Source organism: Teredinibacter haidensis (assembly GCF_014211975.1).
GTDB classification, from domain to species: Bacteria; Pseudomonadota; Gammaproteobacteria; order Pseudomonadales; family Cellvibrionaceae; genus Teredinibacter; species Teredinibacter haidensis.
Map to the genome: position 1 here is coordinate 3,728,290 of NZ_CP060084.1, position 11,627 is coordinate 3,739,916.

At 48.6% G+C, this 11,627-nt stretch carries 13 protein-coding genes; 9 read left to right on the top strand and 4 right to left on the bottom strand.

Annotated features, from left to right (window positions below):
* The first annotated feature begins 41 nt into the window (after window positions 1-41).
* Complete coding sequence (locus tag H5715_RS15015; protein WP_075187161.1) at window positions 42-425, top strand: RidA family protein; 384 nt, start codon at window positions 42-44, stop codon at window positions 423-425.
* Between the two features lie 278 nt (window positions 426-703).
* On the opposite strand, the gene H5715_RS15020 is transcribed toward H5715_RS15015, so the two are convergent.
* Entirely contained in the window at window positions 704-1,390 is a 687-nt protein-coding gene (locus H5715_RS15020) for a 2-phosphosulfolactate phosphatase (protein ID WP_075187160.1), read from the bottom strand.
* Between the two features lie 154 nt (window positions 1,391-1,544).
* On the opposite strand from H5715_RS15020, the gene H5715_RS15025 reads away from it, so the two are divergent.
* The 3 genes from H5715_RS15025 to H5715_RS15035 all read left to right on the top strand — a co-directional run bounded on the left by H5715_RS15025 (window position 1,545) and on the right by H5715_RS15035 (window position 4,318).
* On the top strand, window positions 1,545-2,483 hold the full coding sequence (locus H5715_RS15025) for a hydrogen peroxide-inducible genes activator (protein ID WP_075187159.1): 939 nt from the start codon (window positions 1,545-1,547) through the stop codon (window positions 2,481-2,483).
* 2 nt (window positions 2,484-2,485) lie between these two features.
* On the top strand, window positions 2,486-3,148 hold the full coding sequence (locus H5715_RS15030; RefSeq protein WP_075187158.1) for a nitroreductase: 663 nt from the start codon (window positions 2,486-2,488) through the stop codon (window positions 3,146-3,148).
* A 63-nt stretch (window positions 3,149-3,211) separates the two neighbouring features.
* Window positions 3,212-4,318, top strand: coding sequence for a serine hydrolase domain-containing protein (locus H5715_RS15035; protein WP_075187157.1), 1,107 nt, complete (start codon window positions 3,212-3,214; stop codon window positions 4,316-4,318).
* Window positions 4,319-4,485: 167 nt separating this feature from the next.
* Here H5715_RS15035 and H5715_RS15040 read toward each other — a convergent pair whose 3' ends face one another.
* Window positions 4,486-5,343, bottom strand: coding sequence for a pirin family protein (locus tag H5715_RS15040; RefSeq protein WP_075187156.1), 858 nt, complete (start codon window positions 5,341-5,343; stop codon window positions 4,486-4,488).
* Window positions 5,340-5,942, bottom strand: coding sequence for an FMN-dependent NADH-azoreductase (locus H5715_RS15045; RefSeq protein WP_075187155.1), 603 nt, complete (start codon window positions 5,940-5,942; stop codon window positions 5,340-5,342). The genes H5715_RS15040 and H5715_RS15045 overlap by 4 nt, the downstream gene beginning before the upstream one ends.
* Window positions 5,943-6,041: 99 nt before the next feature.
* Between H5715_RS15045 and H5715_RS15050 the strand changes: the two genes are divergently transcribed.
* The 5 genes from H5715_RS15050 to H5715_RS15070 all read left to right on the top strand — a co-directional run bounded on the left by H5715_RS15050 (window position 6,042) and on the right by H5715_RS15070 (window position 10,488).
* Window positions 6,042-6,926 carry a LysR family transcriptional regulator gene (locus tag H5715_RS15050; protein ID WP_075187154.1) on the top strand — a complete coding sequence of 295 codons (885 nt, stop codon included), beginning with the start codon at window positions 6,042-6,044 and terminating at the stop codon, window positions 6,924-6,926.
* 1 nt (window position 6,927) lies between these two features.
* A complete protein-coding gene (locus H5715_RS15055) occupies window positions 6,928-7,539 on the top strand; it encodes a DUF1287 domain-containing protein (protein ID WP_075187153.1) in 612 nt (203 codons plus the stop codon).
* Between the two features lie 45 nt (window positions 7,540-7,584).
* A complete protein-coding gene (locus tag H5715_RS15060) occupies window positions 7,585-8,895 on the top strand; it encodes a DUF2157 domain-containing protein (RefSeq protein ID WP_075187152.1) in 1,311 nt (436 codons plus the stop codon).
* Window positions 8,885-9,883 (top strand): GDYXXLXY domain-containing protein, encoded by a 999-nt coding sequence (locus tag H5715_RS15065; RefSeq protein WP_075187151.1) that lies wholly within the window; start codon window positions 8,885-8,887, stop codon window positions 9,881-9,883. The genes H5715_RS15060 and H5715_RS15065 overlap by 11 nt, the downstream gene beginning before the upstream one ends.
* A gap of 314 nt (window positions 9,884-10,197) precedes the next feature.
* Window positions 10,198-10,488, top strand: coding sequence for a hypothetical protein (locus H5715_RS15070; RefSeq protein WP_139309873.1), 291 nt, complete (start codon window positions 10,198-10,200; stop codon window positions 10,486-10,488).
* Window positions 10,489-10,520: 32 nt separating this feature from the next.
* On the opposite strand, the gene H5715_RS15075 is transcribed toward H5715_RS15070, so the two are convergent.
* Window positions 10,521-11,423 (bottom strand): DMT family transporter, encoded by a 903-nt coding sequence (locus H5715_RS15075; RefSeq protein WP_083608168.1) that lies wholly within the window; start codon window positions 11,421-11,423, stop codon window positions 10,521-10,523.
* Between the last annotated feature and the right edge of the window lie 204 nt (window positions 11,424-11,627).

Sequence of the window (11,627 nt, forward strand, 5' to 3'; positions counted from 1 at the left end):
CTCACATTTTTTACAACAAAAAGGCCCTGGAGAAAACATTCATGCCTAATAAAGCCATTATTCATTCCGACAACGCTCCCAAAGCGATTGGCACCTATTCTCAAGCCGTAAAAGTAAGCAATACCGTCTACCTCTCCGGTCAAATTCCATTAATTCCTGAAACTATGGAAATGATCGAGGGCGATTTCAAAGCGCAAGCTGAGCAGGTCTTTAAAAACCTGAACGCTGTATGTAAAGCCGCCAATGGCAGTCTGCAGAATATTGTGAAATTGAATATTTACTTAACTGACCTCAGCTACTTCCCCGTTGTGAACGAAGTCATGGGGCAATATATTCAGGAGCCTTACCCTGCTCGCGCGGCTATTGGCGTTAAGGAATTACCGAAAGGCGCTCTGGTTGAGGCCGACGGCATTATGGTGGTGTAAGCATAGCGCCATTAAGCATTAACAACTTACCAAAAAAACCAGCTTCCCTTTTAAGAGAAGCTGAAAACAATTCATAACCCTCGACAACAAAAGAAGATACAACTAACAGTTAAAGGTACCTTTTCCGCTTTCCGCTCTCTATCAAGATCATTTCACCCTCCATTATCACCAACTTATAAATCGATTCTTCATAGAGTGTTTTCAATTCAGAACAACGTCCACGACAAGCCGGGAACCTATTGCCTGCAATGGGATATGCCATTAGCTGATAGCCGCCTTTAGACCCTTAACAGCTCACAGGCCTGATCGTCCAGCCTGCGGGCTTTTAAAACAAAATCAAATGTATTAAACGCCAAGCAGCATTCAAAATCTGCGGCAGGGCTCCAGGGTTGAGTCTCGTCAAAAAAGCGGGCGGAAAAGGGAGAGGCTTTTAATTTTTGATATACCGTCGCATCGTCTACTGCATCTCCATTTAAAATGGCTGCAAGGTAATCCGCATAGAACCAATCTTCGTCACTGCGAGTATCGGCATTTAATCCCATTCTTACCAGCGTCACCCGCTCAGGCTCCCTAGCCAGGATATAATTGGCTGTTGCGCGCGCGTTGACAAAGGCACCTGTCAGCACTTCATCGGCTCCCACCGCATTAACCAACCCTTGGGTTCCCGCGTGGGTGGTGTGTATAACGGTTTTCCCCTGCAGTGACTGACCAGCGATTTCACTTGGCGAATTACCGAAATCAAAACCGGGCAGCTTGCGGCCAAAACGTTCGCCAAGCAGTACGCACTGGTTTAATTGATATCGATAATTTAATGCCTGTTCACTATCACCTACAGCAATAATCTTTTCGGCGCCAGCATCCAGGCAATAGCAGGCCGTGGTAAATGCCCTAAAAACATCGATCACCACCACCAGACCCTGTGCGTTGCGGGCTCCCGCTACGAAATCAACAAATTCAATCTGCATACAGTTTTGCTCTTTAGTCGTTTAATTCACACCAATGAGAGGTGATAAACATACTCATAATTATCGCCAGCAGGAAAACTATACCAAAGGATTATTTACCCCACCTATTAGGTAGTGTACGCTTATTAAAATTTGGCAATCAATAGATTTCACCATGACACTTACAGAATTGCGGTACATCGTTACCCTCGCTCAGGAACAACACTTCGGTCGCGCTGCAGATCGCTGCCATGTCTCTCAGCCTACGCTCAGTATTGCGGTTAAAAAGCTGGAAGAAGAACTGAATGTTTCCATCTTTGAGCGCTCAAAAACCCGCGTTTCGCCCACTCCCTTAGGCGAGAGTATTATTCAGCAGGCACAGAAGGTTTTGGAGCAGGCCGCGGCAATTAAAGATATTGCCAACTCCGGTAAAAACCAGCTGACTAACCCTTTCCATATCGGTGCGATTTTCACTATTGGGCCTTATCTGTTTCCACGACTGATTCCATCACTACAGAAGCTGGCTCCCGATATGCCGCTCTATGTGGAGGAAAGCTATACGGCCACCTTACGCCGTCGTATTCGCCACGGCGACCTGGACGCGATTGTAGTCGCGTTGCCGTTTACCGAGGCCGATGTTGTTACCCAACCACTCTATGATGAGCCTTTTGTTGTGTTGATGAACAAGGGACACGCACTGGAAAAAGAAACCGTGATCGACCCGACGGTACTTAACCAGTACAACGTACTGCTACTGGGCGAAGGCCACTGCTTTCGCGACCAGGTATTAGAAGCCTGCCCCAACCTCAAACCCTCTATTGATGATCCTCGCGGAAATATCCGTACGGCCGCCGAGGGCAGCTCACTGGAAACGCTGAAATATATGGTGGCTTCTGGCCTCGGTATTACAATTTTGCCGCAGTCTGCTGCCATGATCGGTCACTACTCCGCCGACCAGCTGGTGATAAAATCCTTTGCCGATCCTGTACCTTCTCGCACCGTAGCTCTGGCTTGGCGCGCCAGCTTCCCCCGACTACAGGCCATTGATGCGATTCGCGATTCCATCAGCGACTGTAAGGTGGGAGAAAATTTCTCTAACGAAAAGACCGTGTAGTAATGGATGTAAAAGTAGCTTTAAAACAACGTAAATCGACTCGAGCCTTTCTCGAGAAGCCAGTACCCAAAGCACTGATTCAGCGAATACTCGACAGTGCCCGCCATGCCCCTTCCGGCACCAACACGCAACCCTGGCAAGTCGCTGTAGTCACTGGAGCGACAAAGAAATGTTTGGAGCAACAGTTTCTCGCCGAAGTTGAAAAGGGTGCAGAAGAGAAGATGGATTACCTCTATTACCCACAGGATTGGATAGAACCCTTTAAAAGTCGCCGACGCGCCTGCGGTCTGCAGATGTATTCTACCCTGCAAATCGGCCGTGAAGACAAAGCCCGACAACAGACCCAGTGGCGCGCCAACTATCTTGCATTCGACGCTCCCGTCGCACTCTACTTTTTTATCGATCCTGTCATGAAAACCGGCTCCTTTATGGATTACGGTATGTTTTTGCAGTCGATTATGCTGGCTGCAGTAGAAGAAGGACTTGCAACCTGTGCCCAGGCAGCACTCGGACAATTCCCGGAAATCGTCAAAAAGGAATTGGGCTATCAAGGCACCACACTAGTATGCGGCATGGCTCTGGGCTATGAAGACACCCAAGCATTGGTGAACAGCTACCGCACACCCAGGGAAGAAGTGGAATCCTTTACACATTTTTATAATTGAGTAATGGCACTGATGACCGTACTTATGGTCAAATATTGCCCTCTTTGGATAACGGAATACGGAATGACTCGGTGGTTTAGCCCAATTTCAACCCTGCTTTGCACGGTGGCTCTCGTCAGCTGTGGGGGAGAATCCGTATCCGATATCCATCTCAATACCGACCAGACTCCAGCGCAATGCTCGCGAGAATCCATTGAGGGCGAACTCCGCAGCGCGCTCTCAAGCGTTAGCACCGACACCGATTTTTCGTTTTACCTCGAAGATAAAAACGGCGACTCCTTTAGCTTCAACCGCGGCAATTCAACATTGGAAACCCAATACGAATCGGCATCCACGTCCAAGTGGGTTTCGGCGGCCATTATCCTACAAGTTGTGGATCGGGGCCTGCTCGCACTGGACGACAAACCACAGAATTACCTGTCCGAATCTGATTGGGGTATTCCCAACGATCACCCGCTCAGCACTATTACTCTTCACCATTTGCTGAACTTTACCTCGGGTTTAACCGAATCTGCTCTGTGCGAAAACCTGCCGAATATTGAGTACTTTCAGTGTGTAAGCAATATCGCAGACAACAACCTCAGCAGTAATGTCCCTCCGGGAAGCGAATTTTTCTACAACAGTAACCATCTGCAAGTCGCAGGCGCTATGGCTATTCAGGCGGGCGGTTACGAAAACTGGCTGGAATTGTTTGACGAGTTTAAGAGCGTAACCGGTCTGTTTCCACACTCCAACTACAATTTGCCCTCTAGCGACAACCCACGCCTTGCCGGCGGCATGACCTGGAGCGGTGTGGATTATATCGATTTTATTCGCGCCTATCGGGATGCAGATCTGTACAGTTCCCGCAGTCCGGTGGAAACCGCCATCAGCGATCAAATTGCAAACGTTACCATCGCTAAATCGCCCGCTTATAGCGGACTTGAAGAGGATTGGCACTACGGCTACGGAGTCTGGGTGGAATGTCATAAAACTGAATTTACTAGCGACTGCGCAGACAACCCTACTGTCTCCAGCCCCGGTGCGTACGGCGCCTACCCGTTTCTAAACTGGCAGACCCAATCCTTCGGCCTTATTGCCCGCCAGGGTGAGCTGGGCAGCTTCCGCGAGGGCTATGCCGTCTTCAACAGCGCCCGCCAGTGGGTAGACGAATGGGTAGCGTGCGAATAGGCACAGGTTCTATCGCGGATTACTTATTGGCATAATCACCCGCTCTCACCTTCTCCGTATAACCGCAGTACATTTCACTTGTCGACGGAATTCAATCACAAAGGGTAAATCCAGGTATTTTGTTTTCCCTCTTACTTCCCCCGATATTTTTACCTTTGTGGACTCATTCAGCCGGTTAATTCTCCGGCCTGGTAATCACGAATCGCCTGTTGAATTTCACTGGCGGTATTCATCACGAAGGGTCCGTGCTGCACAACCGGCTCACCGATAGGCTTACCCGCGAGCACCAGAACGCGCGATTCGTCTTCCGAAGCGTTGGCTATCGTCAATACCCCTTCAGCCGAAAGCCGCGACAGTATGCGATTTGACACTCTCACTTTTTCCCCACCCAATAGCACTTCGCCATCGTAGGTATACACTAGGCAGGTATCACCAGCCTCCACCGGTATTGTAATTTCAGCTCCCGCCTTCAGGTGAATATCCAAATACAGGGCTTCAGTATCCGCCACCGAAAAGTAGCCATTAATGGGCGTTTCCTCCAATACGGTTTGACCGGCAATAGCTTTAACGAAGCAGCCATCCAGGGAGTACACCGGGATTTTGTCCGCGCTGATATCCTCGTAATGGGCCGGCTTCAACTTTTGCGCTCCAGGGAGATTGACCCACAACTGGAAACCGCGCATTTTGCCTTCCGTCTGCCGTGGCATCTCAGAATGGATTACACCGCGGCCGGCGGTCATCCACTGCACATCTCCATCGTTAATCAGCCCGACATTACCCATATGGTCGCGGTGCTCCATCTTACCCTGCAGCATATACGTCACCGTCTCGAAGCCTCGGTGCGGGTGCGGCGGAAAGCCGCCAACATAATCACTGGCGTCCTCAGAACCGAACTCGTCCAGCATTAAAAACGGATCAAACCTTTCCGGCCCAGAGCCACCAAATACGCGCAGCAGCTTTACACCGTCGCCATCTGATGCGCACTGCGCGCGGATCTGCTCCACTACCTGGCGCGCATTATTCACAACACCGACGCCCGTTGAGCAATCGATTGCACTTGGGATTGGATTTCTAACTCGGCCTTAGCAATCGCTTCGGCTCGGCTATCGCCGGACATATTTAATCCCTCGGCATAGATAATTGTCACATCTGTCATGCCCAGAAAACCCAAAACGTTTTTCAGGAAACCTGTCTGGGTATCCACAGGAGTGTCGCGATGAACCCCTCCCCGCGTTGCCAATACGAATACTTTTTTACCGGTAATCAGACCCTCTGGGCCATTTGCCGTGTATTGAAAGGATTTTCCCGCCTGCGCAATATGATCAAACCAGGCCTTAAGAACCGAGGGCACCCCAAAATTATACATAGGCACACCCAGCACCAGAATATCGGCCTCCTGCAGCTCTGTAAGCAGTTCATTCGCCAATTTAGCCTTGCCTTCGCCCATTTCGCCAATGGTATCGGCATCCAAATGTGGAATGGGTTCCAGCCCCAGATCGCGATGGGTAACAGCAATATCGCCTGACTGAGCCTTCAATTCTGCCAGAAATTTTTGTGTAAGCTGGTGGGAAACACCTGCATCGGTGAAAACACTGGAATCAATCTGTAATACGTTTGTGGACATAACTTACTCCTTAATTCATTTCAGAACCTAGTCTACCCCTAACTATCCGATCAAATGCACGCTATAGTTGCACTTATCAATCTAATTTTTAGATATATTATGAGAATCACCCTTGAACAGTGGCAAACCTTTAAAACGGTAATCGATGAAGGCTCCTTTGCCAAAGCGGCAGAGGCACTCAACAAAAGTCAGTCCAGTGTCAGCTATATCATTGCCCGGCTACAGCAACAATTGCCGGTCCCAGCGCTGGAACAAAGCGGAAGAAAAGCCGAGATGACCGAAGCAGGAAGGGTGCTTTACCGCCACGCCTGTAACCTGCTGAGCCAGGCCGAACAGCTGGAACAGACCGCCAGCTATCTGGCCAGTGGGTGGGAAACCGAAGTCTCTATCGCCGTTGATGCCGTCACCCCCATTTCCCTGGTATTTTGTGGTCTACAGGCCTTTTCAACCGTCAGTCCGAATACCCGTATACGCCTATATGAAACCAGTCTTTCCGGAACCGATGAAGCTCTGCTGACCCGCCAAGCTGATATATCCATCTCACCGCGTGTTCCCCCCGGATTTTTAGGGCAGAGCCTTGGTAATATCACCATGGTGCCAGTTGCCTCCGCCGACCACCCGCTGGCACAGCTAAGCTCGATCACGGAAAATGAATTGAAACAACACCGGCAGATTGTCGTCAGAGATTCAGGCACCAAACGGGAACAGAATGCCGGCTGGCTAGGCGCCGATCAACGCTGGACCGTTTCCTATTTTGCGAGCAGTATCGAAGCGATAAAATCCGCGCTGGGTTTTGCCTTTGTTCCCATACACCGGATCGAAAAAGATTTGGAACAGGGTACCTTGGTCCGCCTGCCACTCACGGCTGGAGCCGAACGAAAAATCGCTTTAAATCTTATTGTTGGCGCTCAAAGCTACGCTGGACCAGCAGTACAGGCCGTCGCCGACCACCTGCTAGAACGTTTTTCACATTTAAGGGAATAATATGCCAAAGATTATAGCCACTCTTATCTTAAGCGGTATCAGCCTCATATCCGTAGCCGATCCCTTTGCCGAAAAATTGGTGCAAGCGGCCATCGAGCGCACACGCCACCAGATTATCTACAACGGCAGCTACCAGAAAATCGCCTATCCAAATGGGGATGTCGCTGCGGATAGGGGAGTTTGTACCGATGTAATCATTCGTAGTTATCGCAAACTGGGAATCGATTTACAGAAAGATCTTCACGAAGATATCAGAAACCACTTTGACCTCTATCCCTCCAAACGTATTTGGGGCCACAACAAACCGGATACGAATATCGACCATAGACGCGTTCCCAATTTACAGGTATTTTTTTCACGTAAAGGGCAGACACTGACCATCAGCCAAAACCCAGAAGATTATAGGCCAGGAGATTTGGTCACCTGGAAACTACCCGGTAATTTACCGCATATCGGTATCGTTACAGATCAAATAGATCCACATTCGGGCAACCTCATGGTTGTGCATAATATCGGCGCCGGACCACAATTGGATGACAGCCTGTTTGCTTTTACCCTAACAGGGCACTATCGCTACCAAAAAAATGACAGCGATCTAAAAACAACGCTTTAAAAAAATTCCCGGTACCCACAATTCTAAAAAAGGATAGAGATGCCCATGAATAAATACGAAAAATGGCTCTTCACCGAAATAGCACTTTGGCGAGACCAGGGAATTATCGATCAAAACCAGGCACAACAGATTCGTGCGCTCTACCAAAACCAACCCGAGCCAGCTTGGGGGAAAGTCATTTTTTCGGCAATTGGTGCGGTCATTTTCGGCCTGGGTATTATTTTGCTCTTTGCCTATAACTGGGAGGCGATGCATCGCTTTGTTAAATTAAGCATTGTACTTTTATCCGTCGGCATCACACACAGCCTGGGTTATTACTTTACCGCTGCACACTCAACACATAAAAAAATTGGCGAAAGCTTGCACCTGCTGGGCACTATGCTATTTGGGGCGGGTATTTGGTTGGTAGCGCAAATCTATCATATCGACGAGCACTTCCCCAACGCGCTCCTAGTATGGGCGATAGCCGCGCTGACGCTGGCGTGGCTGCTACCCTCGCTGGCGCATACACTGCTTGCACTGGTACTAATTGCAGCCTGGCACTGGTTTGAAGTATTCGATTTTGACATTAGCAACCACTTTGCGGTTTGGCTGATTCTACTGGGAATATTCCCGCTAGCTTGGCGACAGCGGTCGCCAGTAACCCTGTTCTTCACACTGGTACTCTTCCTATTTACCTACTGCGCATCCTATATTCAGCTGGACGAGAATCACGAGGCCAGTATAGCCAGCCTTATATTTTCCCTTACCTGTTGCTATATCCTCTGCTCTCAACTCGCGCTAGCGTCACAATTCCCACAAGCCAGTAACCCCATTCGCATAGTCGGTGTCAGCGTATTTTCCGTTGTTCTTTATATCTGTTCCTTTTCCGATGTGGATGATCTGTACTTTAAAGACAATATATCCCTGCTCACCTTAAGCTATTTTTTACTACCGATACTATTTGCGGCCGCCTCACTCTGGCTGCTCGTTACCCGCTTTAAACACGCACTAAATGATCGCACCGATTTAATCGAAATATCGATCGTCATCTTGGTAACCATTATTGCTCTGTTAACCTCCATACAAACACTGGCACTTAACAGCGTCAGTATTCTGCTCTACAACCTGCTTTTCCTTGCCTACAGCATGCTGTTGATTTATCGAGGCATACGCATTTTACGCTGGCAATCCACAGCGTTGGGCACACTGTTATTATCGGCCTTCGTCTTTGCCCGATTTATGGATTTATTCGACAGCCTGCTAATGCGCGGCATGGCCTTTATTGTAATAGGTACATTGCTATTTGGTGTTGGACTTTACTACTCCAGACAAAAACAAAAAGTCGCCAGCGAGGGTTACCACCATGCTGAATAAAACTGTTGTTCGAAAGTTGGTAGTGGCTGCCATAGTGGCGCAAATCGCGGTACTACTGTTTATGGCGAGCAAGCGGGAAACCATTATTGCCACGGGTGAAGAAATCTATCTACGTTCAGCTCCGATCGATCCGCGCGACCCATTTCGCGGAGACTTTGTTCGCCTAAGCTACGAATTAAACCGTATACCCAACCAATATTATCAAGGCGAAAAAGAGCTCGCATCTCTTCACAGGGACACCGTACTTTACACTGTGCTTCAACATGAAGAGAACAATGTGTACCGGCTGAATTACTTTACCGAGACCAAACCGCACAACGCTATCTATATAAAAGGCAGACTAAATAATAGACGGCAATTTCAAAGCGTTAGCAAACAATTCACCAATATTAAATATGGAATAGAGCAGTACTATGTTCAGCAGGGTAAAGGCCTCGAAATGGAAAAGCGAATGGGCAATCGCGGCACCCTGCAAATACCGCTTGAAATGCAAGTAGCTATTGGCTCCGATGGTACGCCGGTAATCAAAGGCCATCGCTGGAGCCAGCTGGGTATGCAGCTGGAGTTTGTCCGGAGCACCAACCCGCGCCGCTCTGAAGGCCAAGCCCCGATCAGTCCGATCATTAACATGACGCTTGCCAATGTATCTAACCAGCCTCTCAACATAGCCAACAACGCGGAAAACTGCGCCTTTAGCCTGATACTGGTTGACAACGATCACTATGAAGAAAATGTCGATAGTGGCTGCAGCCGTAGTAACGCTGAAAATTTTGAAGCCATCCATCTACAACCCGGAGAAGAGTACAGCGTAGAACTGGATTTTAGTTTACCCCGCTGGCATGTAGATTTCGAAGGCATGCGTGTTGAAGTGGGTGCGATAGAAGACTGGCGTCGTTATCGTCTCCGCTATCGACCGGCAATCACTGAGGGCTTATGGCTGGGCACGTTAGATTCACCGCTGTTTAACACGAATGGACGAACAGATTGAAGGCCTTGAGACTATCGAAAGAGAAGATCTTCTCAGCCTAGAGAGTTCTGATGCGATCTATTCCAGCTGTATATTTTAGCCGATATAGAAATTTGATATAACGCCTCCACCGGTCACGGCTAACGCTACTCAATGGACATTAATTAGGTTAGACTCACCGCTGCTTCATTGGCCGTTTTGCCAAACTAACTTCACCTATTTTCTCTTCGCCGACTAAAATTACGCTGTCTGCTAATAGTCATAACGATAAACGTTTAACGATGAATAAGACCGGGAAACCTGTTGTCAAAACTCGCAATACGGAGGGTAGTATTTTGAACTATGTGTTTTATATTGTTTATGGCGTTACCTCCATGTTTGCGGGCTATTGGCTGGCAAACAATGTCTTCAATCATATTGTTATTGATAACAAATTTTATAACGCTTGCGACAAACCTGAAGCCAGTGACACACCCTCCATCGAGTCAATCATTCCTACCCGTCCGGCCGAAGGCAGCAAAGCCATCACGAAGCCGAAACAACAAAATACGGACATACAATCTGTTGACGAGAGCACGGCTGTCGAACACGAAAATATTGCATCCCAGAAAGATGAGAAATCCTGACCTATCCCGTGAAAGCGCCTAAAATAAAAGCACTACCGATACTGCAATACCAACAACACACTCGCAACAATCAGCACCATCCCCCACCACTCGAAACGGGCAATTTTTTCGCGGAAGTAAAAGTGCGTAATAGCCAGCGTGATAAAAAATTCAACCTGCCCCAGTATTTTAACCAGCGCAGCATTTTGCAAGCTCATAGCGGTAAACCAACCCACACTTCCCAGTGCGCTGGTGGCGCCAACAAACCAACAACTTTTTTTGACGCTTTTCATTCGCTGCCATTGTGGTTTCTCCCATATATTCAGATAAAGCGCGCAGACCACGCTCTGTAAGCACACCATAAATGCCAGAGTAAGCACCGCACTCAACACCAGTGGCAGGCCGAGACTTAGACTAGCCTCGCGTAAAAACAAGCTGGTAACAGCAAACAAAGCGCCGGAAGCCAGGCCGTAAAGGCTGGTATTACGCGAGCCACGCTTAAATACATCTTTGCCCGATATAACAACAGTACCGACAACGCCCGAAATAACAGCCAACCAACCCAACCAATTCAGATAGTCAGCAAAGAGTAGAGACCCAAGCAGAGCCACCTGTATCGCTTCCGTTTTGGCAAAACTGGTTCCCACCGCAAAATTACGCTGGGTAAAAACCTTAATCAATGCGTAGGTCGCTGCGATCTGCGCAACACTGGCACTTGTGGCAAAAAACAAAAAACGAGCATTACCGGTAAAGGTCGTAATGGAAATTTGTTTCGCCCAGTCCGGATTCAACACCAGCAGAAGACTTAAATAGCAAAAAACAAATGGCAATCCATACCAGTAGCGAACGAAGGTAGTCGCCATTGCGCTAACACTCCCCGACAGGGATTTTTGTCCGGCGGTGCGCACCGCCTGCATGATCGCGGCCAGCAGGGTAAAACTTATCCAAAGAGGCACGGGCTCTCTCCTCGTTTAAAATTATTGTCCTCGACCATCTTCGTCGCGTAGATTCTGAAAAATGAAGCCGGCGTTTACAACTGGAATCGATACAAGTATCACTGGGCGATGCAGGGAGGAAGGGACGACTTTTTACAGCCGCTGTCGAAATACTACGTTAAGCGCTTTTGACGTTTTATACTAATCAATATCGGCTTCAGGGCT

Coding starts and splice junctions, on each gene's coding strand:
- H5715_RS15025 (WP_075187159.1), top strand. CDS start 1,545: ATGACACTTACAGAATTGCGGTACATCGTTACCCTCGCTCAGGAACAA.
- H5715_RS15065 (WP_075187151.1), top strand. CDS start 8,885: ATGCTGAATAAAACTGTTGTTCGAAAGTTGGTAGTGGCTGCCATAGTG.
- H5715_RS15045 (WP_075187155.1), bottom strand. CDS start 5,942: ATGTCCACAAACGTATTACAGATTGATTCCAGTGTTTTCACCGATGCA.
- H5715_RS15050 (WP_075187154.1), top strand. CDS start 6,042: ATGAGAATCACCCTTGAACAGTGGCAAACCTTTAAAACGGTAATCGAT.
- H5715_RS15060 (WP_075187152.1), top strand. CDS start 7,585: ATGAATAAATACGAAAAATGGCTCTTCACCGAAATAGCACTTTGGCGA.
- H5715_RS15020 (WP_075187160.1), bottom strand. CDS start 1,390: ATGCAGATTGAATTTGTTGATTTCGTAGCGGGAGCCCGCAACGCACAG.
- H5715_RS15035 (WP_075187157.1), top strand. CDS start 3,212: ATGACTCGGTGGTTTAGCCCAATTTCAACCCTGCTTTGCACGGTGGCT.
- H5715_RS15055 (WP_075187153.1), top strand. CDS start 6,928: ATGCCAAAGATTATAGCCACTCTTATCTTAAGCGGTATCAGCCTCATA.
- H5715_RS15030 (WP_075187158.1), top strand. CDS start 2,486: ATGGATGTAAAAGTAGCTTTAAAACAACGTAAATCGACTCGAGCCTTT.
- H5715_RS15015 (WP_075187161.1), top strand. CDS start 42: ATGCCTAATAAAGCCATTATTCATTCCGACAACGCTCCCAAAGCGATT.